This is a genomic window from Nisaea nitritireducens, from assembly GCF_014904795.1.
Lineage (GTDB): Bacteria > Pseudomonadota > Alphaproteobacteria > Thalassobaculales > Thalassobaculaceae > Nisaea > Nisaea nitritireducens.
The window spans coordinates 22,169-47,937 of sequence record NZ_JACZFS010000044.1 but is presented as its reverse complement, the minus strand read 5'-3'; the positions used below and the strand labels follow the sequence as shown (position 1 = coordinate 47,937).

The following is a 25,769-nucleotide window of genomic DNA, read 5'->3' as shown; positions in this document are numbered from 1 at the left end:
CGATTACTCGACCGATTGTCCGGCGCATATCCGATGTCTTGTAGGTGAGCACAGACTGTTGGACTCTTCCATTATTGCAATCGATTACCGCGACCCGGCCTGGATCGCCATAGCATTTGCGTCCGGGTTGCTGGTCCGCCAGATCGGCCTGCCGCCAATGGTCGGCTTCTTGATCGCCGGTTTCGTTCTGCATCTCTTCGGCGCTGAGAGCGATCAGTTCCTCCTCTCCGTCGCCGACATGGGCATCACACTGCTGCTGTTCACCATTGGCTTGAAGTTGAGGCTCAGCACCTTGCTGCGCCCGGAGATCTGGGCGACCACAAGCCTGCATATGGGCGCTACGATTATCATCGCCACCGGCTTCATCGCTGCGCTCGGCTGGGCCGGTTTTCTTCTATTCGAGGGTATGGATTATCAGACAGCACTGATCATCGCGTTCGCCCTGTCTTTTTCGAGCACAGTCTTCGCCGTAAAGACCCTGGAAGGTCGCGGCTCACTGATGTCGCGCTACGGTCAAGCCGCGATCGGCATCCTGATCATGCAGGATATTGCCGCGGTGGTTTTCCTGGCCTTTTCCGCAGGAAAATTGCCTACGATCTGGGCCCTATCCCTTCTCGCCCTCATTCCCGCGCGTCATGCGCTGGGATATCTGATGGAGCGGAGCGGTTATGGAGAACTGCTGGCCGTTTTCGGCTTCAGCATGGCACTCGGCGGCGCAGCATTGTTCGAGCTGGTGGGCATGAAGGGCGATCTTGGCGCACTCGCAATGGGCGTTTTGTTGGCGAGTCACACTAGGGCCAAACACCTCGCCAATATACTGATGAACTTCAAAGATGTGTTTTTGGTGTGTTTCTTCCTGACCATCGGGCTTACCGGTCTGCCGACATGGGAAACTGCGGCAACCGCAGTGGTTTTGATGATTCTCATTCCGATCAAAACACTGCTTTTCGTCTGGCTGCTGACGCGGTTCCGGATGCGCGCCAGGGGCTCGACGTTTGGCGGGCTGGTCCTGAGCAACTATTCTGAATTCGGTCTGATCGTTATAGTTATCGCGATCGGCGCGGAGTGGCTTGCGTCCGACTGGTTGACAGTCATCGCTCTGGCATTGTCCGCTTCCTTGATTATTTCCTCTGCCATGAATGTCTACGCGCTAGAGATTTACAGCCGTTTCAGCAGTATCTTGGCCGGATGGGAAACCCGAAAACGCTTGGTCGGTGACGAAGATATCGATCTTGGCGGGCACCGCATTCTGATCTTCGGAATGGGGCGAGTCGGACGGGCCGCATACGATGAAATGCGCACCCATGCGGAAGACAAAATCATCGGGATCGATCTGGATGAAGCGCAGGTTGAACGAAACTGTGATGAGGGGCGCAAAGTTGTCCTTGGCGACGCCACAAACCCGGAATTCTGGTCCCGTATCGTGACACCCGATCTGGGTATCGAAATGATCCTGCTCTCAATGTCGAAGCACCAATCCAATATCGATGCCGCAAGGCAGATGCGCGAGCGCGGTTACAAAGGCCCCATTGTCTCCACATCGCTTTTCCCGGACCAGGAACAGGAACTCCTGGAAAACGGGATCGACGAGGTTTTCAACATCTATGAAGAGGCTGGCAGCGGCGCCGCCACGCGCATGCACGGGCTGCTGGAAAGCCAGCGGCTCTGAGCAGAAACGATCACTCAAGCTAAGACCGCGCGCCGCTACATGCCGGGCAGCCGGTAGTCCCTGAACTGCTCGCGCAAGGTCATCTTGGACAGCTTGCCCGTTGCGGTGTGGGGGAGTTCGTCGACGAACACCACATCGTCGGGCAGCCACCATTTCGCGACCCTGCCGCCGAGAAACTCCTGCATCTCTGCGGCAGTCAGCCGCGACCCGTCCTGCAGGACCGTGACCAGCAATGGCCGCTCTACCCATTTCGGATGCGGCACGGCGATCACCGCGCATTCGGCGACGTCAGGATGCGCCAGCGCCGCGCTCTCCAGATCGATCGAGCTGATCCATTCCCCACCAGACTTGATGACATCCTTGGTCCGGTCCACGAGGAACAGGAAACCCTCAGGGTCGATCCGGGCAACATCGCCGGTCTTCAGCCAGCCCTCTTCGTCAAACGCGCCATCCGTCGCCTCGTCGTCATTGAAATAGGCACTCATGATGGCGGCCCCGCGCACATGCAGCTCGCCGAAGGCAACGCCGTCATGAGGCAGGCGCGCGCCCTCCCCGTCGACGATCTTGAACTCGACCCCGAACATGCGGCGCCCCTGCGCCGTTTTCAGATGCATCCGCTCTGCTTCCGGCAAGGCACGCTGCCGGGCGTAGAAGACACCGACCGAGCCGACCGGGCTCATCTCGCTCATGCCCCAGCCATGCACGACAGTGACACCGAAATCCCGCTCGAATTCCTCGATCATCGGTTTCGGCGCGGCTGAACCGCCGATCAGCACGCAGTCGAACCCGTCCGGCTTGCGGCCCTGCTTCCGCATCTCGGCGAGCAGACCGAACCAGACAGTCGGCACGCCCCAGCTTGTGTTGACCTTCTCCTGATCCATGAAAGCGAACAGCCCCGGCCCGTCGAGCCGCGGGCCGGGCAGCACGAAATCTGTCCCCACCAGCGGCGCGGCGAAGGGAAGGCCCCAGGCATTAACGTGAAAAAGCGGCACCACCGGCAATAGCGAGCGTTCCGGACTGAGGCCGATGCTCTGCCCGACCGCCAGCAGCCCCATGGTATGGATCAGGGTCGAGCGATGGGAATAGAGCACGCCCTTCGGATTACCGGTCGTCCCCGAGGTGTAGCAGAGCCCTGAGGCCTGACGTTCATCCAGATCAGGCCAGATGATGGTGTCCGGCTGCCCCGTCAGCAGATCCTCGTATGCCAGAACGTTCAGGCTGGTTTCCGGTAAATCTTCAGCCGCGCACATCACCACATAGCGCAGGTCCGGCGGCAACCGGTCCGCCAGCTTCTCCACCAGCGGCAGGAAGCTGGTCTCCAGAAACAGAACCCGGTCTTCGGCATGGCCAACGATGTAAAGGATTTGATCCTCGAAGAGCCGGGGGTTGATCGTGTGGCAGACCGCGCCGATGCCCGAGATCGCGTAATAGAGCTCGAAATGCCGGTAGCCGTTCCAGGCCAGCGTCGCCACCCGGTCACCGTCTACGATGCCGAGCTGACGCAGCGCATGGGCCAGCCGTGAGACGCGCCTGTGCACATCGGCATAACTGTAGCGGTGCACGTCTCCCTCGACCCGGGCCGATATCACCTGGGCATCGCCGTGAATTTCGGCGGCAAAATCAAGGATGCTCGGAACCGTCAGGGGACGGTCCATCATATTGCCTGGCAGCATGTATTTCCTCCCTCGCGCCTGCCCGCTCTCCGGCCGGCTGTGTCGCGATCGAGGAGGACTCTAGCAAGGCCGGGTCTGCTTTGAACAGATCCCCCGGCATTGCCCGGCATACAGGTCCGCGCCATAGTCACCCCGTCGCGCCGACAGGGAGGGCTTCATGACACATCCAGCATTCGCCGAAGGAAATGTGGCCGTAATCACAGGGGCAGCCCTCGGCATCGGACGGGCCGCCGCGCTGCACTTTGCCGAGATGGGTCTGAAGGTGTGTCTGGTCGACCTGCCGACCGACGATCTGGTGACGGCAACGGCGGAGGTCATCGCGAAGGCGGACGATGCCGCGAATATCATCGCCGTCCCGACGGATGTCTCCGACCCGGACCAAATAAAGAAGCTTGAAAAAGCCGTACGGGAAAAATTCGGCGGTGCGGACATCCTGCTGAACAATGCCGCGTCCCGCGCTGGACGCGGTTTCGACGGAGATATCGAAGATTGGCGCCACCTCGTCGAGGTCAATCTATGGGGTGTGATCTACGGCACGCGCGCCTTCCTGCCCGGCATGCGGGACCGCGGCACGCCTGCCGTTATCGTCAATACAGGCTCCAAGCAAGGCATCACCAACCCGCCGGGACACCCGGTCTACAATCTCAGCAAGGCGGCGGTGAAATCATTCACGGAAAGCCTCGCGCACGAACTACGCAGCACCGGCGAGGAAAATATGACGGCACATCTGCTGATACCGGGCTGGACGACAACCGGCAAGAACGAGCATCGGCCAGGTGCCTGGCTGCCAGAACAGGTCATCGAACGCATGTTGCAGGGGATAGAGGCCGGATCGTTCTACATCGTCTGCCCCGACGATGAAGTGAGTGAAGAGGAAGATCGCCGCCGCATTCTCTGGGGCGCGGCCGACATAACAGAGGACCGCCCGGCCCTCTCACGCTGGGATCCGACCGTCGAGCATGCCTATCACGCATTCAAACCATAGCACTAAGGCGTGTTGTCGCTCGATCATGCCATTCGCCGCCGGAATGAAAGAACATGCGGTCACGTTTAATAAACATATGGTACGGCCCAGCCTGCCCTTCCTGATTACCCTGAAGCCCTACAACACACCAGTCAGTCCATTGGAAAGGGAACAGGAACAATGCAGGGAATGGTCGCCTTCATGAAGGCCGTACAGGAAGACGAGGCTCTTGCCGGAAGCTTCTACAAATTGGTTCAGGACGATGATGGCAGCGCGACTGACGAAACCGTCGCACAATTTGTCACTGCGAAGGGCTATTCGGTTACGGCCGACGATGCTGCGGCCTTTCGGTTAGCCGCTACGCGGGCCGTCAATACCGAGTCCGGCGCCGACGGAGATCTTGATGACACGGACCTCGACGGGGTCTCCGGTGGAAACGGTGCCAGAACGATCTTCGGAGACATCGCCGAATTGGCCTCACCATCGGGCAAGAGCAACGATTTCTCGCGTGCCATGTGGGACGCCGATCGATTCCTGAGGAAGTGGTGACGCTCCTCGCCGACCTCAGCCGCCGGCGATCTCAATTACCGTCCGGCCGCGGACGGCGCCCTTGAGGATGGCCTTGCCGAGTTCCGGCAGATCTTCCATCGTGTGGCGCTCGATCATGTGATGCAGCTTCCGCATCGGAAGCTCCTTCGCGATCCGCTGCCAGACCTGCAGCCTGCGCTCTTTCGGGCACATCACGCTGTCGATGCCGAGGATGCTGACGCCACGCAGCAGGAAGGGCAGCACGGTGGTGTTCAGATCGTTCCCGCCGGCAAGGCCGACCGCGGCAACAGCACTGCCGTATTTCATCTGGGTCAGCAGGTTCGAAAGCGTTGTGCCGGCGACATTGTCGATGCATCCGGCAAACCGTTCGGCCGCCAGAGGGCGTGACGGCGCCTCCGCCAGTTCGGCCCGGTCGATCACCTGGGAGACGCCGAGATCACGGAGGTAATCCGCCTGATCCGGCCGTCCGGTCGAGCCGGCAACGCTGTAGCCAAGATTGGAAAGGATCGCGGTCGCGACACTGCCGACACCGCCGGCCGCCCCGGTTACCAGCACCTCGCCCTGATCCTTCGTCATGCCATGCCGTTCCAGCGTGTCTACAGCCAGCATCGCAGTGAAACCTGCAGTGCCGATTGCCATGGCGTCGTCGAGCCCGATCCCGTCCGGCAGCTTGACCAGCCAGTCGCCCTTCACCCGGGCCAGTTCGGCATAGCCGCCCCAGTGCATCTCACCAACGCGCCAACCGGTCAGCACGACCTTGTCGCCCGGTTTGAAATCGGGATTCTCGGAAGTCTCGACGGTGCCGGAGAAATCAACACCCGGAATATGCGGGTAAGTCCGCACCAGCCGGCCGATCCCGTTCAGCACCATCCCGTCCTTGTAGTTCAGCGTGGTGTAGGAAACGCGCACCGTCACATCGCCGTCTGGCAGATCCGCCATCGGCACCTGTTCGATCGCTGCCGTAACCTTTTTGTCCGCCTCGCGCAGCAGCACGGCTTTGAATGTGTCGCTCATCTGTTCCCCCCTGCTCCGAATGGCTTTCGCATCGCCACCCGTTTTTCGCTCGGAAAATTCGCCACTTCCGATTGCCAGGCGAGCCGAAGCGGCTCGTCCATTTCTTCCGGTGCCACGATGCCGAAACCGATGCGCTCATAATAAGGCGCATTCCACGGCACATCGATGAAGGTTGTCAGGCTGATATATGGGATGCCCCGGCCGGCGAAGAAGCGCTCTACCGCATTCAGGATTGCAGCGCCCAAACGCGCGCCGGCATGGTCCGGATGCACGTCCAGTTCACGAAGATGCAGCCCGTCCCCCAATATCTTGAGGTGCGCCGCACCGACCGGACGGTCATCAGCATCGACCGCAACCCAGAGCCACCAATTATCCTGCGCCGCAGCCAAAGTCTCCGCGTCGTCAACCGGATCGCCGGCTGCTTCCGGATATGGTGTTTCAAGAAACATGCGGCCCGCTGCCCGCTGGATGTCCCGGACGATTTCGATCTCGTCCGGGCGTGCCAGCCGGCACGGGCCGCCGGTACCGTCAGTCATTGATAGCCTTTAACGCAGCGGTTCGAGGATCGAGACGTAGTTCGCCACGGCGGCCCCGCCCATGTTGAAGATACCGCCCATCTTGGCGCCCTGGATCTGCATGTCGCCGGCATCGCCCCGCAATTGCATGGAGGTCAGGACGTGCATGGAAACGCCGGTGGCTCCGATCGGATGCCCCTTGGCCTTCAGGCCGCCGGACGGATTGACCGGCAGCTTGCCATCCTTGTGGGTCCAGCCTTCCTTGACGGCACGGGCACCCTGGCCCGGTGCGGTCAGGCCCATCGCTTCGTACTCGATCAGCTCGGCGATGGTGAAGCAGTCATGGGTCTCAACGAAGCTGAGATCGTCCAGACCGACCCCGGCGGTGCCGAGCGCCTGCCGCCAGGCCTCGCCACAGCCTTCGAACTTGACGATGTCGCGCTTGGACAGCGGCAGGAAGTCGTTCACCTGCGCCGCTGCCCGGAAGGCAATGGCCTTGTCCCGGCCGAGCGCCGTCTCGACATCGGTCAGCACCAGCGCCGCCGCTCCGTCGGAGACCAGCGAGCAATCGGTGCGCTTCAGCGGGCCGGCAACAAACGGGTTCTTCTCGGACTCGTTCCGGCAGAACTCGTAGCCGAGGTCCTTGCGCATCTGGGCATAGGGATTGTGCACGCCGTTGGCATGGTTCTTCGCCGCGATCATGGCCAGCGCGTCGGACTGGTCGCCATGGCGCTGATAATAGGCCTGGGCTATCTGACCGAAGACACCGGCGAAACCGCCTTCAATACCGGCCTCTTCCTTCAGATAGCTCGCCTTCAGCAGCGTTTCGCCGATCTGCTTGCCCGGCAGCTTGGTCATCTGCTCGACACCGACGCAGAGCACGACGCGCGCTTTCTTCGCGGCAATCAGGTTCAGCCCCTGATGCACGGCGGCACTGCCGGTCGCGCAGGCATTCTCGACCCGGGTCGCCGGCTTGAAGCGGAAATCGTCGGAGCTCTGGAATACCAGGCTCGCGGTGAAGTCCTGGGGCGAGAAGCCGCCATTGAAATGGCCAAGATAGACAGCATCGACGTCTTTCGGCTCGAAGCCCGCATCAGCCACAGCTTCCGAAGCAACCTTGACGATCATGCTCTCGACATCTTCGCCCTCATGCCTGCCAAAAGGCATATGGGACCAGCCGACGATACATCCGGTCATGAGACTTTCTCCCTGATTTTCTGCGCCGCGCGTGTACGGCTTTGATTTTCCCTAGCAGAAATCGGGGGACGAGTCCCACACTTCAATGCTGCACTGCGGAACGTGTTCGATGGCGATCCGGCATGGAACGAGCTCAGAGTTTCTTTTCGAGCTTCGTCGTCTCCAGCTCGCACCGGAGATGCTCACGATATTCGATCCCCTCGGAAACGAGCGTGTAACCAAGGTGCCGGTAGAGCGAGAGCGCTCGTGCATTCTCGCTCAGGACCGAGATCGTCGCTACCTTATAGCCACGTGCAGCGATACGTGCTTCCAGCGCCCGCACCAACTCTCGACCGATTCCGTGGCCTTCGTGCTCGGGCGCGACCCAGATGTCGGAGATGTAATTATTACCAGACTCGGTGGCTCCCATCCCAGCGATTTGGCCCGCCCGCTCCGCGACAAGGATCTGCTCTGGCGTCCCCGAAATGAAAGAAGCGAAACTCTCTTCGCCGATAAGCAAACGTGTTTCCTCGGGCACGATCGGCCCTATACCTTTCAGCCAAGCTGAATATCCGGCCTGCCCCGCGACTTCCGCATCTTCTGGGCGCGCCGGGCGGATGAGAATGCCCGTCACAGTGTCTCGACGAACCTGACCGGCGCACCAGTTGCCTTGCCGACCAGCTCATCTTCGCGCATCACGACATTACCGCGCACCAGTGTCGCCATCACCCAGCCCGTGACTTTCTTGCCGTCATAGGGCGTCCAGCCGCACTTGCTGGCGATCCAGTCGTTCGTGATGGTGCGCTTTGCCTTCAGGTCGACGATGGCGAAATCGGCATCGTAGCCTTTGGCGATCCGGCCCTTGCAGGCGATGTTGTAGACCCGCTGAGGGCCGGCCGAGGTCAGCTCGACCAGACGGCGCAGCGACAGGCGTCCCTCGTTCACATGGTTCAGCATGTTGACCAGCAGCGTCTGCACACCTGTCATGCCGCTCGGCGTCTGCGGATACGGCTTCGCCTTTTCTTCCAGCGTGTGCGGCGCGTGATCGGAGCCGATCACGTCGACAACACCCTGTTCGATGGCGCGCCAGAGGGCATCCTGATGATGCTTCTCACGCACCGGCGGGTTCATCTGGGCGAGCGAGCCGAGTTCCTCGTAACAGTCCGGCGCCGCCAGAGTGAGGTGGTTCGGCGTCACTTCGACAGTGGCGATATCCTTGTTGGCGGCGAGGATGTCCATCTCCTCCGCCGTCGTCACATGCAGGATATGAACGGGCCGTCCAGCCGCACGGGCGAGTTTCAGAATGCGGTTGGTCGCCAGGACAGCGGTTTCCTCGTCGCGCCAGATATTGTGGACGCGGGGATGGCCCTCTTTCTCGGCGATATGCTTCCGCTCTTCCAGCCGGTATTCGTCCTCGGCATGCACGGCGAAGCGGCGGCGGCCGTCGGCGAGGATCTTCGCCAGGGTCTCGTCGTCCTTCGCCAGCAGGGAGCCGGTCGAGGAGCCCATGAAAATCTTGATGCCAGGACAGCCCGGCAGGTTCTCGTATTCATGAAGCTTGCCGACATTCTCCGCCGAGCCGCCGACGAAGAAGGCGAAATCAACCCAGCCGCCAGCCTCGCCCCGAGCGATCTTGTCCGCGTGGGTTTCCGGCGAGAGTGTCAGCGGGTTGGTGTTCGGCATCTCGAAAATCGCCGTCACGCCACCCATGGCCGCTGCCATGGTGCCGTGCGCGATGTCTTCCTTGTGCTCCGCACCCGGCTCCCGGAAATGCACCTGGGTGTCAATCACGCCGGGCAACACATGCAGGCCCGTAGCATCAAACACCTCGGCCGCCGATCCGGCATCGAAACTCCCAAGCCCGGCGATCTTGCCGCCCTTCACCGCAACATCCATCGCCTCGATCGCGCCGGGCGTGGCGACGGTTCCGTTCTTGATGATCAGATCGTAGGAGGACATGGGGCAAGCCTTTCGGGAAGGATCTAGTGTCGGACGCCTAGCGATACAACCGGAAGCGACCACAGACAAGGTGGAGCCGCCCGAAAGTGCGTCGCACTATTTTCAGGGACTGGCTGATGCTGAAACAGATCTGCGTCAAGTCGAACTAGAGCGGCTCGCCTTCCAGCTGCTCTTCCAGAGCTTCCAGCCGTTCGGCGATCCAGGGCATGTGCGGGTTGATTTCGAGTGCGGCGGTGAAAGCCTTGATGGCGCCATCGGCGCTTTCGATCTGCTCATAGATCAGGCCGAGACCGGACAGCGCGCCAAAATGACGGGGCTCGAGCGCCAGCGTGCGCTCGATGTCCCGCACCGATCCCGCCACGTCTCCCATGAGATAGAGCAGGGTCGCGCGTTTGTTCCAGGCTTCGGCAAATTCGGGATCGACCTCAAGGATAGTGCTGAAAACCCGAGCCGCTTCCTCCAGCCGTCCCGCATTCATCAGCAATACGCCGCGCTGGAAACGCAGATCGATTTCCGCGTCCGAGCCATGCTGGGACCAGATGGCCCAGATCTCTCGCTCGATATAGCGAGCATCGGTGATCGAGGCGGCGGTCTTAAGCTCGGCAAACAACGGGTCGAGCCGCGTGTCTGTCTGGTCCGCCGAAACCGCGGAGGACAGGAAGATGGCAAACAGGGCCGCGAGGATCAGTCTCTGCATAATTCTGAGATAGATCCCGATCCAGTCCAGCCAAGGGCTTTCCGATCACGCGTTCTCGAGCGCCTCAGGTTTCGGCCCACCGGTCGCCCAGTCCAGCAGTTCCACCGTATGCACAACCGGCACGCCGCTGCCCGACGCGATCTGTGTGATGCAACCGAGATTGCCCGCCGCGATCACTTCCGGCGCGGTCTTGGCGATATTGGCCAGCTTGCGGTCCCGCAGCCGGGTGGCGAGTTTCGGCTGCAGCATGTTGTAGGTGCCGGCCGAGCCGCAACAGAGATGCCCTTCCGGCACGTCCTTCACCGCAAAGCCCGCCTTGCGCAGCAGGGCCTGGGGCAGGCTCTTGATCTTCTGGCCGTGCTGCATGGAGCAGGCGGAATGATAGGTCACCCGGAGCCCGTCCCCCGCGCTATTTTCCGGCAGATCCAGCTCTATAAGCAACTCGGTGATGTCTTTCGCCTTGGAAGCAATCCGCGCCGCCTTCTCCGCATAGGCCTTATCCCCGCGCAGCAGAAAGCCGTAGTCCTTCACCGTGGTGCCGCAACCGGAGGCATTGATGATGACGGCATCAAGACCGCCTTCCTGCTCCTCCAGCGCCGCCCAGGCATCAATGTTCGCCCGGGCCGAGGCCATCGCTGCCTCTTCCTTCCCCATGTGATGGGTCAGCGCGCCGCAGCAGCCGGCATCTTTCGGCACCACCACCTCGACATTGTGGCGGGTCAGCATGCGAATGGTCGCGTCGTTGATCGACGCCGCCAGCGCCTTCTGGGCGCAGCCGGCCAGCATCGCCACCCGGAGTTTGCGCGGCCCCACGGCAGCATGGGTGCCCGGTTTCTCCAATGGACTGCGCGCGGGAAGCTGTTTCGGCGCGAGCGACAGCATCGCCTTCACCCGGCCACCGAGAGCATCTCCGAAGAGACCGGCAAACGGCCGCGCCATTGCCGCCCCGAGCAGGGCAAAGCGGAACCGGTTCGGATAGGGCAGCAGCCAGGCCAGCAGGGAGCGCAAGGCACGGTCCAGCAAAGGCCGGGTATAGGTCTCCTCGATATGGGCCCGGGCATGATCGACAAGATGCATGTAGTTCACGCCGGAGGGACAGGTGGTCATGCAGGAGAGGCAGGAGAGGCAGCGATCGACATGCCGGACCACCTCGTCATTGGCCGGCTTGCCGTTCTCCAGCATGTCCTTGATCAGGTAAATCCGGCCGCGCGGACTGTCCAGCTCGTCTCCGAGCAGCACAAAGGTCGGACAAGTCGCGGTACAAAATCCGCAATGCACGCACTTGCGCAGGATGGATTCGGATTCCTGAACCGCCGGGTCGGCGAGTTGGGCGAGTGTAAAATTCGTCTGCATTATGTCCCGCCCTCTCAGACGCCCGCATACATGCGGCCGGGGTTGAGGATGTGTTTCGGATCGAAGCTTTCCTTGAGGCGCATGCTGAGCGCTGCAATTGCGTCCGGTTGCGGATGAAAAACCGGGACGGCCGCGCGTACCTCGTGTCCGGCGCGCACCAGCGTCGCATGCCCGCCCGCAGCAGAAACGGCGGCACGCACCGCGCCCGCACCGGCATCGTCCGAGGCCGGAAGCTGCAACCAGATCAGGCCGCCTGCCCAGTCGGAGAACCAGGCGGCACCATCCATCCCGGACAGCGCCTCCCCAACCGAGGCCCCGGCGGAGGGCGGCACAGAAATGCGCCAGACCGGATCGGGCATCGGCGTGACCAGATAGTGCACGTCGCGGACTTCACGCCAGAAGCTCTGGCTGTTCATCGTGTGAAGTTCCTCGACGGCGCCGAACGCGGACAATTCACTACGAAGATCAGCACAGCGGCGCTCGACGGATGGGCCGAAGCCCTCGATCCGCAGTGCCGTGACGGACGCACCGGCGCCCTTGATATAGGACACACCGGACTTCCCGCTCAGATCTGCCGGCACGTACGCAGCCGCCGAGACTTCATGCGCGCTGTTCATGGCGGCACTCATCGCCCGGACGGCCGCCCCGGCATCAAGTCCGAGCACCAGCACGGTATAGACCTTCTCCGGCATCGGCAGGACCTTCACATCGATCTTGGTGACCGCCGCCAGCGTGCCGTAAGAGCCGCAGATCACTTTCGGCAAATCGTAACCGGTGACGTTCTTCACCACCCGGGCGCCGGACTTGAACTGCTCGGCCCGGCCGCTGACCGCCTCGAACCCGAGCAGATGATCCCGGGCGGAACCCGCCTTGATGCGGCGTGGTCCGCCACTGTTGATCATCAGTGCGCCGGCAAGACTGCCTACGGTGGTTGTGCCGCCGAGCAGCGCGGTCAGATCCATCGGCTCGAAGGCAAGCATCTGGTTGTTTTCAGCCAGCAGCTTTTCCACCTCGGCCATCGGGGTGGAGGGAAAAGCGGTGAGCACAAGTTCGGCCGGCTCATAGTCGATCACACCGGAAAGATCGGACAGGTCCAGCACGGTCTCGGCCTGGAATGGCCGCCCGAGAGCGCGCTTGCTGGCACGCCCGACAATTTCCAGCGGCTCGCCATTGGAGAGCGCCCAGGTGACCGCCTCCTCAACCTGCTTTGCGTCTTCCGGCTTCAACGTTGATGCCATGTCTCGTCCCTGTTGTTCCGATGCGGCCTGCCGCCGCTATTCCGTTTTGCCTGTTGCGCCATTGCCCCGGCTGCGCTGCTGTTCCGGGTGCAGCGATTTTCCGAGAATGTGATGATCGTCGCCGACGACATGCGCGCTTGAGCCGACGATCAGCGGGTCGGGCCCGCGCACGATCCGCCGGTCCTTGTTGTCGTAAGGCAGGCTGGACAGAAAATGCTGCATGCAGGCCAGCCGCGCCCGTTTCTTGTCGTCCGACTTGACGATGGTCCACGGAGCATCGGCCGTGTCCGTATAGAAGAACATCGCCTCCTTGGCCTCGGTGTAATCGGACCATTTGTCGAGCGACGCCATGTCGATAGGGGAAAGCTTCCACTGCTTCAGCGGATCGGTCTTCCTCGCCTTGAAGCGCCGTTTCTGTTCGTCCTGGGTGACAGAGAACCAGTATTTGTAGAGGCGGATGCCGGAGCGGGTCAGCATCTGCTCCAGCACCGGCGTCTGACGCATGAATTCGAGATAATCCGAGGGCGAACAAAACCCCATCACACGTTCGACACCGGCGCGGTTGTACCAGGAGCGATCGAACATAACCAACTCGCCAGCCGTCGGCAGATGCTCGATATAGCGCTGAAAGAACCATTGGCTCTTTTCCCGCTCGGTTGGCTTGTCGAGTGCGACGACGTGGGCACCGCGCGGGTTCAGATGCTCCATGAACCGCTTGATCGTTCCGCCCTTACCGGCAGCGTCCCGTCCCTCGAACAGGATAACGACCTTTTGGCCAGTATCCTGTATCCAGCGCTGAGCCTTCAGCAGTTCGGCCTGCAGATTGGCTTTCTGACGCTCGTAGACGGCCCGTTTGATCTTCTCATGATAAGGGTATTCCCCTGTCTCGAAGATGCGGTGGATCTCTTCCGGGTTATGCCGCATTTCGGACAGGTGATGGAGCGCTTTTCCGGCAGCGGCATGAGCAGCTTCATTATGGGCAGCTTCATCAAGCACCGCTTTATCAGATACCGCGTCCACGGCAGGCGCTGGTGCAGCTTTACTCTTGGCCGCAGTGCTCTTGGCGGCCGTGCTTTTGGCTGCAACCCTTGTCGGCCGCTTGGCTGCGGCAGGTTTCGTCATGTCTGTCATATCGATTCTCCCTGGTCGGCCGGTCCCACCCGATCAACCATCTGACGCCCGAAATCATGCGCCTTCATTGATCGACATCAAAATCGCGGAATGTCAGGAAACGGCAGCTGTCCGCCGCTCACGTGCATCCGGCCAAGCTCGGCGCAGCGATGCAGTTGCGGGAAGACCTTGCCAGGGTTCAGCAAGCCATCCGGATCGAACGCGCATTTGACCCGCTGCTGCTGGTTGAGGTCGACCTCCGTAAACATCTCGCCCATCAGATCGCGCTTCTCGATACCGACCCCGTGCTCGCCGGTCAGCACACCGCCGAGTTCAACGCAAGCAGTCAGGATGTCGGCGCCAAACGCCTCGGCCCGCTCCAGCTCGCCTTCCTTGTTGGCATCGAACAGGATCAGCGGGTGCAGGTTGCCGTCACCGGCATGGAAAACATTGGCGACCCGGAGATTGTGCTTCTTCGACATCGCGCTCATCCGGGTCAGAATCTCCGGGAGCTGCTTGCGCGGTATCGTGCCGTCCATACAGATATAGTCGGGCGAAATCCTCCCGACCGCCGGGAACGCGGCCTTGCGTCCGGCCCAGAAGGTGTTTCGCTCTTCCTCGCTCTCGCTGATCCGGACCTCGCTGGCGCCGTTTGCCTCGGCGATCTCCCGCACCCGGCCGATCAGGTAATCGACCTCGACCTCGGGCCCGTCGAGCTCCACGATCAGAAGCGCGCCGACATCGCGCGGGTAGCCGGCGTGAACGAAATCCTCCGCCGCGTTGATCGCCGGATTGTCCATCATCTCCATGCCGCCTGGAATGATCCCGGCACCGATCACCGCCGCGACGCAGGCGCCCGCTTCTTCCGGTGTCGGGAAGCCGACCAGCACGGCGCGCGCCGTCGATGGCTTGCGCAAGACCCGCACGGTGATTTCCGTCACCACGCCGAGGAGGCCTTCGGAGCCGGTGATCAGGCCGAGGAAATCGTACCCGTCCGCTTCCAGATGCTTGCCGCCGAAGCGCAGGATCTCGCCATCGATGGTGACGAACTCAACGCCGAGCACATTATTGGTAGTCAGGCCGTATTTCAGGCTGTGCACACCGCCGGAATTCTCCGCGATATTGCCACCGATCGAACAGGCGATCTGGCTGGACGGGTCCGGCGCGTAGTAGAAACCGTCATCCTGCACCGCATGGGTGATGCCAAGGTTGGTCACACCCGGCTGGGTCACAACCGCGCGGTTGTCGAAGTCGATCTCGAGAATCCGGTTGAACTTGCCGAGACCGAGGAGAACGCCATCGGCCAGCGGCAGGGCGCCGCCGGACAGGCCTGTCCCCGCACCGCGAGGCACGACCTTCACACCCGCTTCCTTGCAATAGCGCAAAATATCCGCCACCTGCTGCGTGGTTTCCGGCAGCACGACGATCATCGGCAACTGGCGATAGGCGGAGAGGCCGTCGGTCTCATAGACGCGCATCGAGTCCGTCTCGGTGATCACCCCCTCACCAGGGACGATAGCCCGAAGCGCGGCCGCGATTTCCTCACGGCGGCCGATAACGGACTGGTCCGGTTCCGGCATCTGCATATCGCTCTCCCGTTATTTTTCAGCCCACAATAGGACTGTCGATCACGGGGGGCAATCTGACGCCATCATTCCGTATGGAAAGATCCCATCCCACGATACGGAATTACTTTTTCAGACATGAAAAAGGCGGCGATCCTTACGGACGGCCGCCTTGATCGGATCAGGCCGGGGCTATTAGCCCTGACGTGCCTTGAAGCGCGGATTCTGCTTATTGATCACGTAGGTCCGGCCTTTGCGGCGAACGACGCGACAATTACGGTCCCGCTTCTTCAGCGTCTTGATCGAATTCGCGATTTTCATGACACGAGTCCAAATAATTCCGTCGGGAAGGCTAGCTGCCTTCGAGAAGCGCGGAACATATGGTGGAGGATGGGGGTTGTCAACGCCTGATCCCCGAAAAACGCCCTTGCGGAAATGTTTCCCCGATCAGGCCTTTACGGGCTTCAGAGCGAAATAACGGTGCAGCCGGATCTCGCCCGCCTCAAGCAGTGCCGCCAGCCGTGCCCAGCGCTCGACTTCCCCCATCAAAATCTCAAGTTGCCGAGGAGTGGCGCTGATCTTGCCTTCCTGATACCGGTCGATGAAGCTCTGGAAGGCGCGGGTCATATAGCCATGATAGTCTTTGCTGATATTCTCTGACACGCGGACATCCATTTCCAGCGCAGCCATTTCCGCGTCGTAGCGATCCATCGACCAGAGGTGAATCGGAAAAGGATCGTTCTTGATCCATTTCTGGACGGCAGCGGACGGCTCTTTGCCCGGCGGAAGCACGAAATCGGTGAGCGACAATTGCCCATACATGCGGAGCGCCCGCTTAACGGTACGCAACATCCGGGTCTTGTCCTCGGTCCTGAACAGAAACTCTCTGGTCAGGATACAGTCGAAACTGTTTGCCTTGAGCGTGATCTTGGCCGGATCGTACTCCTGCAATTTGACCTTCGAGCGGGTCTGCGACATGTCGATATTGCGCTTGGAGATCTCGGTCAGCTCCGGCACGTTCTCGAGCAGCGTCGCATAGCAGCCAAACTGACTGACCACCGCGATCGTTCCGCCACCCATGCCGCTGGTCAGGTCGAGCAGGTTCATCTGGTTGTCTAGAGCGAACGGCTTGGCCAGGGTCAGCGCGTGCTGTGCACCACCCGGCATGTTGAAGCCCTTGCCCCAGATAGCCTCGATCATTTCGATTGTTTTCGGATGCCACGGGCCGAGGACTTCTTCCTCCTCGGGCTCCTCATCCTCGATCTCGAAATCGATATCGAGCTTTGTCTCGTCGACAGAGAGGGTGCGCAAAAAAGCGTACCAGAAGCGCTTTGCACGCTTCACCACTTTGCCCTGTCGCCAGTCGCCCGCCAAACTATCCCCCAAAGACTTCACGCAAATACAGATACAATTTTATGTTAACCATGAATATTTTAACACTTTATGAATTTATCGCTGAACTTCAATTCAATCCACCTTTGCTTTCCTGCGAAAAATCCTGAGGCGCCATTCATGAAAGACTTTGGCGTATCGCGCGATTCCCCGACTTTTTCAAGTAATAGAAACATAAGACCGCGAAAATTGGGGAATTGACGATCCTCAAGCAGAATGGCCTATAGTCTCATCCCGTTTCTGCAAAGCTGGATAGTGAATATGAGTTCTGGATTCTCCGAAACATTTCGGGGCGACGTCAAAGCCTGGGAATGCGATGTCGTCGAACATTTTACCGTCGCATTTTACTACGAGAAATTTGAAGCGGCCGGCTGGCGCTTCCTGCGCGACCACGGCGTCGATCCGAGGCAGGCCCGCACGACGGACTGCTACACGCGCTATCATGCCGAGCTTCGAAAAGGCGACCTGTTCCACATCGAAACCGGTCTGATCGAGACCGGGCTGCGCCCTGTGATAGCCCACAAGCTCTTCAATTCGGAGACAGGCAAGCTCTGCACCACCATGGAGCAGACGCTGGACGGTGCCGCACTAACCGGCTCCGCGGTAGAGTGGGACGGACCGCCGAAGGAAGAGCGGGCGCCGGCAGCCGCGTCAGCCAAATGGGTTCGCGCCGGAATGGATGTGGTGCGGCCAAGCGATCTCGACTGGACAGGCAAGCTCGGCCTCGGCGGACTGATCCACCAGTTCTCCGGCTCCGGTTTTCACGCCCTCGCCACCGTCGGCATGACTCCGGCCTACATGCGCGACAACCGGCGTGGATTCTCGACCTTCGAATTCCAGATCGAGATGGATCATTGGCCGGATAGCGGCGACCTCGTGCATATCGACAGCACAGTCGCCCATGTCGGCTCCTCCTCGATTCGGATGGTGCATCGGCTGATGGACACGACGAAAAACACCCGGTTGGCTGAACTCAGCCAGTTTGGGGTTCATCTAGATCTCGACGCGCGCAAGCCGGCGCGGCTGCCGGAGCCGATCCTCGAGAAGGCCAAGGCACTGCTTGGCGGCTAGGCCTCAACCGTTCAGACCGGCCCATTGAGAAAAGCGGCGTCCGACCTGAGTTCGATCAGGGTCGGGCCCGTTGCCGTGAAGGCTTCGGTGAGTGCATTGCCGAAGCCTTCCGCACTTTCGGGCCGGGCATAACCGCAGTGATAAGCCGCAGCGAGTGCGGAGAAGTCCGGCACCAGCAGGTCCGTGCCGAGCGGCTGTACACCCGCATCGATCATGTGATCCCGGATTTCGCCATAACCGCCATTGTTCCAGACTACCACCGGCAGCGGCATGCGCAGCTCCGCCGCAACGATCAGCTCCTCCGCCGTGAACAACAGCCCGCCATCACCTGCCATCGCCATGGCAGGACGTTCCGGCGCACCTAATTTCGCGCCAATCGCCGTCGGCACACCGGTGCCAAGGGTTCCGAAGCCGTTCGGGAAATGCCACCCATTGGGATGGTCGACCCGGAAGTAAGAGGCGCCGGTATAGGCAACCTGAGTCGAATCGAGAGAAATGAAGCAATTCTCCGGCAGATATTCGGCCAGCATATCGAGCATGCGGCAGCGGTTCATCGTCTCGGGCACCTCATGCACCGCACGGTTCTCTTCCCAGAGAAGCGCCGCGCGCTCCGCACCGCCGGAGGCAGGCGTGCCGCCAAGCTGCTCCTTCAGTGCTGCCATGGTCAGCGCGGCGTCCCCCAGAATCGCAAGATCGGGCCGGAAGCCCCGCACGAGCTGTGCCGGGTCGATATCCACGCGGACCAGACGGGAACCAAGCCGAATGTCCGAAGCACTCGTCCAGAAACTGGTTTCCGCCAACTCTGAGCCCACCGCAAGCACGATGTCAGCCTCCGCGAGAGCCCGCTGGGTCGGCGCCAGCTCAAGGGTCGCCCCGGCGCTGAGGGGATGGATTTCAGGGATCGTCCCCTTGGCCGCCGTCGTCGTCACGACCAGCGCGCCAAGCCGTTCCGCCAGAGCAAGCGCTTCCGCCCCGGCCCATTTCGCGCCGCCGCCGAGCAGCAGCACCGGCCTTTCGGCCCCGGACAGGAGTGCCGCAGCCTTGGCTACAGCTCCGGCTTCCGGCCCGGGCTTCGGCGTCCTTGGCCATGCGTTGGCATCAATTTCGGCATACTGGTCGAACAGATCGCGCGGCACCTCCAGCCCGACGGGGCGGGGACGCCCGCTATCGAACTGGGAAAATGTCTGCGCAAACACTTCCGGCAGGTTTTCCGGAGCGCGCAGCGGGTGGTTGAACGCAGTAACGGTCCGCGCCGCGTCATGCTGGTTCGGCATTTCATGCAGGAAGCCCTGCCCCATGCCCAGCTCGTTGCTCTTGTTCGCCGCGGCGACGACCAGCATCGGCACGGAATCCGAATAGGCTTGGCCGATGCCGGTCGCGGCATTGAGCAGCCCCGGCCCGGTGATGACGGAACAGGCGGCCGGACGGCCGGTCGCCAGGCCATACCCGTAAGCCATCAGCGCCGCACCTTGCTCATGCCGCGGCGTCACGTGGCGCAGACCGCTCGAGACCAGCGCCCGGTAAAAAGCCACGGTATGCACGCCCGGAATCCCGAAGATCGTGTCGATCCCGTAGCTTTCCATCAGTCCGACAATTGCATCGGCGCAGCTTTTCTCGGCCATTCCGCCCCCGTTACTTTCTGATAATTGACGCCGGCCCGGGCCGGTACCGTGCGCCGCTTGGCACTTCACGGGACCCTAACGCCCGGTCTATCGTCGGCAAAACAACAAATTCTTACGCGTCGATAAGCCCACCTTGGAGAGAGACCCCGCCATGACCACAGACATTCAGCAAGCCCGCATCGATCTCGCCTGCTCACTGCGCTGGTCCGCCCGCATGGGCCTCAATGAAGGTGTCGACAATCACTTCTCGCTGGCCCTGCCCGACGATGACGGGGTGATGCGCGGCAACCGGTTCCTGATCAACCCATTCGGCTGGCACTGGTCGGAAGTCACCGCCTCTTCGATGGTGCTCTGCGACGGTGACGGCAAAGTTCTGGAAGGGTCGGAGACGGTCGAGGACACCGCCTTCTTCATTCACAGCCAGATGCACAAGAACGTGCCGAGCGCCGTCTGCATCATGCACACGCACATGCCCTATGCCACCGCCCTCACCCTGCTGGAAGGCGGACGGCTGGAGATGTGCGAGCAGAACGCACTGATGTTCGACGGCCGCATTGCCTATGACGACGAATATGAAGGCTTGGCGCTGGACGAGGATGAAGGCGCACGGATGGCCAGCAAGATCGGCAATAACGCCGTGCTGTTCCTCGCCTGCCATGGCGTCATCACCACCGGCCCCACGGTGCAGGACACGTTCAACGATCTTTATTACCTGGAGCGTGCCGCGAAGGTGCAGGTCCTGGCGAAATCCACCGGTCAGAAAATGCGCACCATCTCGGAGCGGGTCCGCTCCCATACACGCCAGCAAGCCTCAACTGAAAACGCCCGCGTTGCCGACCGTCATTTCAAGGCGCTGCGCCGGATGCTGGAAAAGGAAGAGCCCGATTTTCTGAATTAAGATGACAAAGTCTGAAATCAAAACACCAACTGAATAAACTTTTGGATGGCTTGGTCTCGGCGCGGGATTCATTCTTCTTGTCATGGCCGCGGCAAATGATCTTCTGACCAGAGCGCCAGCCCGGCAAAGCAGCGAATGTGCGGAGGCCGCCTATCGCGAGATCGGCGATGCCCTGCGCTGCGGCGAAGTCATCGATGCCATGGGGATGCTCGGCAACGTCGCCCGCAGATGGCGCGTTCAAAACGCGGCAATGATCGCCGCGAATATGCGCGGGGCGCAACGTCAGGCCATCATTCTGAGCACGGCGAGAGGCTTTCGTCTCTCGGTACAACTGGCCGTGTTTGGCGGCGGTACCCTGCTGGTTCTGGAACAGGCCGCCAATTTCGGCACGCTGCTCGCGAGCTCCATCATCCTTGCGCGTGCTCTCTCGCCGCTTGAGCAACTTCTCGACCGCTGGCGGCATTGGAATGCGGCGGCGCACGCGATCCAGCGCATTGCGGCGACGCTTGGTGACCCCGCCCGACTGCAGCGCTCTTTGATGCCCCAACCCCGTCCGTGCACCAGGCTGAGCCTCGACAACGTCTCTTTTGTGCCTCCAGGTGCATCGCGGCCGACCGTGAAAGGCGTCTCTTTCGATGTCGGCAGCGGAGAGTTCGTCTGTATCGCAGGCGCTGCGGCGTCTGGAAAAACCACGCTCCTTCAGCTCATGACAGGCCTCTGGCAGCCGACCGCCGGCTTCGTCACGCTCGACGGCCACGATACCCATAGCTGGAGTCGGGACGATTTCGGTCACCATGTCGGCTATCTGCCCCAATCGATCCAGCTTTTCGGCGAGTCGGTCCGCACGACTATTTCCCGGATGTCGGAGGGCGATCCGTACGCCACGGTCAAGGCCGCAAAGCTTGCCGGTATCCACCATGTGATCGGCAGATTACCAAACGGCTATGACAGCACACTCGACAAACTTACGGGCGGGCAGAGGCAACAGATTGGCATTGCCCGCGCCTTTTATGGCGATCCCGCACTGATCCTGCTGGACGAGCCGGACAGCAATCTGGACGGACGCGCCCTCAATACTCTGATTACCACACTCAAATGGCTGAAGGAGAGGGGCCGGATGATCATTGTAACCAGTCATCGCCAGGAGATGCTGCGCAGTGCGGACCGGGTAATCCTGCTCGATAATGGAGCCATCGCGAAAATCGCCGTCCCGGCTCCGCCCCCCGCTGCCGACCTTGCTCCTCCGCTGCCCGAGCCGGCCCCATCATGAGCACGCTCACAGATTGTCGAACCGGAAAGTTCGACGCCGGTCCCCGCATCGGTTTCATTGTCCTGGCTGCCCTCTCCGCGGTTTCACTCTTCGTTATCGGAGCAATGCTCTGGAGCTGGCTCGTTCCAATCAATGCTGCCGTGCTGGCCGAAGGCCGCGTGCTCGTTCAATCCTACAAAAAAACGGTTCAGAGCCGGGACGGCGGACGGATATTGCGGCTTCTGATTTCGGAAGGAGACAGCGTTACCGTCGGGCAACCACTGCTCCGCTTCGATCCGGCAGAGGCCTGGGCCGAGCATGACATAACACGCAACCAGCTGATGCAGGCGCGCGGCCGCGAGGCGCGGCTGTCGGCGGCCCTGCGCGGCGCGGACGAGCCGGATTGGCCGGCAGCTCTGACCGAGAACGCAACCGACCCGGATGCCCAACGGGTGATGGAAATCGAGCAAACATTGTTCTCCGCCGCACGAGAGGAACAGAAAGGCAAGGAGCTGGTGCTGGCCCGCCGGATTGCAGAAATAGAGGAAGAGGTTCGCTCCCTTGAGGCGCAAGTTCAATCCACGAACAGGCAGCTCCCGATGATCGAGGAGGAAGCTGCGGATGTTTCCACATTGCTGAGCAAGGGACTGGAGCGCAAACCTCGTCTACTCGCCCTGAAGCGCGCCCGCGAAGCCCTACTTGGCGAGCGGAACACACTCCGGAGCAAGATCGCCCAGGCAGAGGAGAATCTGGCGGCGGCCAGGCTCAACCTGCTGGCCTTCCGAAGCCAGAGCCAGACGGAACTCGCCGAATCCCTGACCCGGACCTCTAATGAGATCGCAACGTTACGCCAGAAGTTGAAAAGCGCCCGTGACCGGCTCCGCAACACGGAAATTCGCGCCCCCGCATCAGGCGAGATTGTCGATCTCGCCTTCCATACGATCGGCGGTGTGGTTCAGCCGGGAGAAGCGATCCTGAGCATCGTCCCGCGGCAGGATGAGCTGGTTGTCGACGCCCGCATCCGCGCTGCAGATATCGACGCGGTCTATCGCGGACAGCTCGCCGAAATCCGTATCAGAGCCTACCGTTGGAGAGACCGACCGCCTCTGCATGCGCGGGTCGTTCGGATTTCAGCGGATCTGTTGGAAGATGCGAAAACCGGCCAGCCTTTCTACGAGGCGAGGCTGCGGCTCGATGTCGGCAGCGGTCAATCCGCTGCCGTATCCGCCCTCAAAGTCGGGATGGCGGCGGACATCGCACTTCTCACTGAAGCCCGTACCGCCACCGACTATATTCTGGGCCCGATTTCCCAACTCCTGTTCCGCGGATTTCGGGAACGCTGAGCCACGCATTTCATCGCTCGAACCGCTCACACTTTAAATCCGCTTTCCCTGCGCGATATGCTCTTCGCCGAGGGAGAAAACAATGACGCCGACCGTAACGATACTGCAATCACGTATCGAGCTCGTGGATCCGCAGGACTGCACCGATAACTCGGACACTCTCGCCTTGCTGGAGGCCTTGTTCGACGCGCTTGTCCGGCGTGGCCCAGACGGACGGTTCGTGCCCGCTCTGGCGGAGAGCTGGACATTGACTGAAGATGCCTGCCGCTGGACTTTCCGGCTCCGGCCGGGGCTGCGCTTTCACGACGGCAGTCCCCTGGATGCAGAGGCGATGAAGTACTCGATCGAACGCATGCAACGGCCTGACATCGGCGCCACCCTCGGCGCACCGGCTGTCTGGGGTCAGTATCTCTGCGGCGCCCGTATCACTGCTCCCGATCCTCTGACCCTGACGATAGAGACGGCAGAGCCGACTGCGGATCTGCTCGATATTCTGGTTTCCGGCTATGCCCTGCCGCCCCATCTCGCCGACCGCCAAGACTTTATGCAGCACCCTGTCGGCAGCGGAGCTTTTCAATTCGAAGGCGCCGAGCCCGGTCGGGAGGTTCGCATGACAGCCAATCCCCATTGGTGGGGCGGTGCCCGGCCGCAAGAACAATTGATCTGGCATTGTGTGCCTCTGTCAGAAGCGCGGGCGGAAGCGATCGTGGCTGGACGGGCGCAGGTGGCAACCCGTCTGTCGCCGGCAGACGCCGAGCAGCTTGGCGACGGCATCACGCAGCACGATTACTTCGACCCGACAGCGATCATCTACTTGCTGAACGCCGCATCGGGGCCATTCAGCGATCCCCGTGTCCGGCGCGCGATCACGCTCGCTGTCGACAGGCAAGCGCTGATCGCCAATGTACTCGACGGCGCCGGAACACCGCTGGGCGGTTTCGTCAGCAGTGCCCATATCGGCGCCGCGCCGGAGCCGGCAGACACAATACCCGACCCAGAGGCAGCTCGGGCCCTGCTCGCCGAGGCCGGTTATGGCGACGGCCTTGTGCTGGGTGTCGACTGCCCGACCAGACTGCCGGACGAAGCGCAGTCCCTGACCAATGCCCTCGCCCGTCAGTTGGCGCAGATCGATGTTTCACTCATTGTTCACACGGTAGAGGATCGCGTGGCCTATGCGGAGCAGATCCGGGACAAGAAAATCCACGACATGTGCGTCTTCGATTCCAGTCCGATGAGCACGTTCCGCGTGCTGTACGAAAAGATCGACAGCCGGGTCCGCGGTTCCTGGTGGGAAGGCTACCGGAACGATGCGGTGGAGGCACTGCTCGACCGCTCCCGCCGTACAGTTGATCCAGACGCACGCGAAGACATCCACCGGCAGAGCTACATGGCTCTCCGGCAGGATCCGCCGTGGCTTCCGCTATACCATCATCGTTTCACGGCGGCGGTCGCCGGCGATCATCCGGACTGGCGGATGCGCGCCGACGGTGTTCTCGATGTAACGACCCTGCCCTGAGTTCAAACGGTCAGGCGTTGCCGGTCAGATACTCCATTGCTGCCTGGGCGCCGCCCTTCTTGTGCGGAACACCGGCGACCGCGAAGCCCATCTCGACGCCGGACAAAGTGCCCATCAGCATCAGGTCGTTGAAGTAACCGAGATGACCGATGCGGAAGACTTTTCCCGCCACCTTGCCCAGACCTGAGCCGAGAGACATGTCGAACTTGTCGAGCACGGTTGCCCGGTAGGTATCCGCATTGTGGCCGTCAGGCATGACGACGGCGGTCAGGACGGGGCTGTATTCGTCGGCCGACTGACAGAGCACTTCAAGGCCCCAGGCCCGGACAGCGCGGCGGGTCGCCTCGGCGAAGCGCTCGTGCCGGGAGAAGACATTCTCCAGCCCCTCTTCCATCATCATGTCGCAAGCCTCGTTCAGGCCGTAGAGCAGATTGGTTGCCGGAGTATAGGGAAACCAGCCGTCCTTATTCATGCCGATCTGGCTTTTCCAGTCCCAGTAGGACCGGTTGATGCGGGCATTCTCGCTCGCCTTCAGGGCCTTCGGACCAACCGCGTTGAAGCCGAGGCCCGGCGGCAGCATCAACCCCTTCTGGGAGCCGCTGACGGTGACATCCACGCCCCATTCGTCATGCTTGTATTCGGCGGAGCCGAGACCGGAAATGCTGTCCACCATGAACAGTGCCGGATGGTTCGCCGCGTCGATGGCCTTGCGCACCTTCTGGATCTTCGACGTCACACCGGTCGAGGTCTCGTTATGGACAACACAGACCGCCTTGATCTCATGCCCCTTGTCTTCAAGCAGCCGTGCCTCGATGGCCGCCGCGTCGACACCATGGCGCCAATCGCCGGAGATCACTTCCGGGTTCAGGCCAAGCCGCGTCGCGAGTTCTGCCCAGAGCGAGGAGAACTGACCGGTCTCAAACATCAGCACCTTGTCGCCGACATTCATGGTGTTGACCAGTGCGGCTTCCCAGGCACCGGTGCCAGAGGACGGCAGGATCACGACCGGGCATTCCGTCTGGAAGATCGGCTTCACCTTCGCCAGCACCTCGTTTGCGAGGACCTGGAATTCCGGGCCGCGATGGTCGATCGTCGGCTGACCGATGGCGCGCAAGATCCGGCCAGGGACGTGGCTTGGCCCGGGAATTTGCAGAAAATGGGGTCCGGACTTGTAAGTCATTGGTCTTCTCCTAAGT

Annotated in this window: 23 protein-coding genes; 8 read left to right on the top strand and 15 right to left on the bottom strand. The window is 61.4% G+C overall.

What is annotated here, in order from left to right; all coding sequences use genetic code 11:
• Nucleotides 1–58 precede the first annotated feature (58 nt).
• The gene (locus IG629_RS14895) at nt 59–1,669 is read left to right on the top strand and encodes a cation:proton antiporter family protein (protein WP_226886751.1); all 1,611 of its coding nucleotides are present in this window, start codon (nt 59–61) and stop codon (nt 1,667–1,669) included.
• Nucleotides 1,670–1,704: 35 nt separating this feature from the next.
• Here IG629_RS14895 and IG629_RS14890 read toward each other — a convergent pair whose 3' ends face one another.
• Entirely contained in the window at nt 1,705–3,342 is a 1,638-nt protein-coding gene (locus tag IG629_RS14890; RefSeq protein ID WP_226886749.1) for a long-chain-fatty-acid--CoA ligase, read from the bottom strand.
• Between the two features lie 157 nt (nt 3,343–3,499).
• Between IG629_RS14890 and IG629_RS14885 the strand changes: the two genes are divergently transcribed.
• Both IG629_RS14885 and IG629_RS14880 read left to right on the top strand, forming a co-directional pair.
• Nucleotides 3,500–4,327, top strand: a complete 828-nt coding sequence (locus IG629_RS14885) for an SDR family NAD(P)-dependent oxidoreductase (protein WP_193172733.1) — start codon at nt 3,500–3,502, stop codon at nt 4,325–4,327.
• A 159-nt stretch (nt 4,328–4,486) separates the two neighbouring features.
• Nucleotides 4,487–4,855 carry a hypothetical protein gene (locus IG629_RS14880; RefSeq protein WP_193172732.1) on the top strand — a complete coding sequence of 123 codons (369 nt, stop codon included), beginning with the start codon at nt 4,487–4,489 and terminating at the stop codon, nt 4,853–4,855.
• 15 nt (nt 4,856–4,870) lie between these two features.
• Here the strand turns inward: IG629_RS14880 and IG629_RS14875 are convergent, their stop codons facing one another.
• The 12 genes from IG629_RS14875 to IG629_RS14820 all read right to left on the bottom strand — a co-directional run bounded on the left by IG629_RS14875 (nt 4,871) and on the right by IG629_RS14820 (nt 16,826).
• Nucleotides 4,871–5,869: an MDR family oxidoreductase gene (locus IG629_RS14875; protein ID WP_193172731.1), complete on the bottom strand. Its 999-nt coding sequence runs from the start codon at nt 5,867–5,869 to the stop codon at nt 4,871–4,873.
• The gene (locus IG629_RS14870) at nt 5,866–6,405 is read right to left on the bottom strand and encodes a GNAT family N-acetyltransferase (protein WP_193172730.1); all 540 of its coding nucleotides are present in this window, start codon (nt 6,403–6,405) and stop codon (nt 5,866–5,868) included. The genes IG629_RS14875 and IG629_RS14870 overlap by 4 nt, the downstream gene beginning before the upstream one ends.
• A gap of 9 nt (nt 6,406–6,414) precedes the next feature.
• Complete coding sequence (locus tag IG629_RS14865; RefSeq protein ID WP_028467155.1) at nt 6,415–7,581, bottom strand: acetyl-CoA acetyltransferase; 1,167 nt, start codon at nt 7,579–7,581, stop codon at nt 6,415–6,417.
• Between the two features lie 133 nt (nt 7,582–7,714).
• Nucleotides 7,715–8,194 (bottom strand): GNAT family N-acetyltransferase, encoded by a 480-nt coding sequence (locus IG629_RS14860; protein ID WP_193172729.1) that lies wholly within the window; start codon nt 8,192–8,194, stop codon nt 7,715–7,717.
• Nucleotides 8,191–9,519, bottom strand: a complete 1,329-nt coding sequence (locus tag IG629_RS14855; RefSeq protein WP_193172728.1) for a dihydroorotase — start codon at nt 9,517–9,519, stop codon at nt 8,191–8,193. Before IG629_RS14855 ends, IG629_RS14860 begins: the two co-directional genes overlap by 4 nt.
• Before the next feature lie 145 nt (nt 9,520–9,664).
• On the bottom strand, nt 9,665–10,216 hold the full coding sequence (locus tag IG629_RS14850) for a tetratricopeptide repeat protein (protein ID WP_193172727.1): 552 nt from the start codon (nt 10,214–10,216) through the stop codon (nt 9,665–9,667).
• A 45-nt stretch (nt 10,217–10,261) separates the two neighbouring features.
• Complete coding sequence (gene glcF, locus IG629_RS14845; RefSeq protein ID WP_193172726.1) at nt 10,262–11,569, bottom strand: glycolate oxidase subunit GlcF; 1,308 nt, start codon at nt 11,567–11,569, stop codon at nt 10,262–10,264.
• 14 nt (nt 11,570–11,583) lie between these two features.
• A complete protein-coding gene (locus IG629_RS14840; protein WP_193172725.1) occupies nt 11,584–12,807 on the bottom strand; it encodes an FAD-binding protein in 1,224 nt (407 codons plus the stop codon).
• A gap of 36 nt (nt 12,808–12,843) precedes the next feature.
• Nucleotides 12,844–13,938: a polyphosphate kinase 2 gene (ppk2, locus tag IG629_RS14835; RefSeq protein ID WP_226886747.1), complete on the bottom strand. Its 1,095-nt coding sequence runs from the start codon at nt 13,936–13,938 to the stop codon at nt 12,844–12,846.
• 77 nt (nt 13,939–14,015) lie between these two features.
• Nucleotides 14,016–15,503 (bottom strand): FAD-linked oxidase C-terminal domain-containing protein, encoded by a 1,488-nt coding sequence (locus IG629_RS14830; RefSeq protein ID WP_193172724.1) that lies wholly within the window; start codon nt 15,501–15,503, stop codon nt 14,016–14,018.
• A gap of 174 nt (nt 15,504–15,677) precedes the next feature.
• Entirely contained in the window at nt 15,678–15,803 is a 126-nt protein-coding gene (ykgO, locus tag IG629_RS14825) for a type B 50S ribosomal protein L36 (RefSeq protein WP_193172723.1), read from the bottom strand.
• A gap of 126 nt (nt 15,804–15,929) precedes the next feature.
• Entirely contained in the window at nt 15,930–16,826 is an 897-nt protein-coding gene (locus IG629_RS14820) for a class I SAM-dependent methyltransferase (RefSeq protein ID WP_193172722.1), read from the bottom strand.
• A 309-nt stretch (nt 16,827–17,135) separates the two neighbouring features.
• Between IG629_RS14820 and IG629_RS14815 the strand changes: the two genes are divergently transcribed.
• A complete protein-coding gene (locus tag IG629_RS14815) occupies nt 17,136–17,945 on the top strand; it encodes an acyl-CoA thioesterase (protein WP_193172721.1) in 810 nt (269 codons plus the stop codon).
• Between the two features lie 11 nt (nt 17,946–17,956).
• Here the strand turns inward: IG629_RS14815 and IG629_RS14810 are convergent, their stop codons facing one another.
• Nucleotides 17,957–19,567 carry a 5-guanidino-2-oxopentanoate decarboxylase gene (locus tag IG629_RS14810; protein ID WP_193172720.1) on the bottom strand — a complete coding sequence of 537 codons (1,611 nt, stop codon included), beginning with the start codon at nt 19,565–19,567 and terminating at the stop codon, nt 17,957–17,959.
• A gap of 133 nt (nt 19,568–19,700) precedes the next feature.
• Between IG629_RS14810 and IG629_RS14805 the strand changes: the two genes are divergently transcribed.
• The 4 genes from IG629_RS14805 (at nt 19,701) to IG629_RS14790 (ending at nt 24,573) form a co-directional block, all read left to right on the top strand.
• Complete coding sequence (locus IG629_RS14805; protein WP_264299831.1) at nt 19,701–20,465, top strand: aldolase; 765 nt, start codon at nt 19,701–19,703, stop codon at nt 20,463–20,465.
• Nucleotides 20,466–20,547: 82 nt separating this feature from the next.
• Nucleotides 20,548–21,735: an ATP-binding cassette domain-containing protein gene (locus IG629_RS14800; RefSeq protein WP_193172718.1), complete on the top strand. Its 1,188-nt coding sequence runs from the start codon at nt 20,548–20,550 to the stop codon at nt 21,733–21,735.
• A complete protein-coding gene (locus tag IG629_RS14795) occupies nt 21,732–23,057 on the top strand; it encodes an HlyD family type I secretion periplasmic adaptor subunit (protein WP_193172717.1) in 1,326 nt (441 codons plus the stop codon). The genes IG629_RS14800 and IG629_RS14795 overlap by 4 nt, the downstream gene beginning before the upstream one ends.
• Before the next feature lie 82 nt (nt 23,058–23,139).
• A complete protein-coding gene (locus tag IG629_RS14790) occupies nt 23,140–24,573 on the top strand; it encodes an ABC transporter substrate-binding protein (RefSeq protein ID WP_193172716.1) in 1,434 nt (477 codons plus the stop codon).
• A 10-nt stretch (nt 24,574–24,583) separates the two neighbouring features.
• On the opposite strand, the gene IG629_RS14785 is transcribed toward IG629_RS14790, so the two are convergent.
• Nucleotides 24,584–25,753: a pyridoxal-phosphate-dependent aminotransferase family protein gene (locus IG629_RS14785; protein ID WP_193172715.1), complete on the bottom strand. Its 1,170-nt coding sequence runs from the start codon at nt 25,751–25,753 to the stop codon at nt 24,584–24,586.
• Nucleotides 25,754–25,769: the final 16 nt, after the last annotated feature.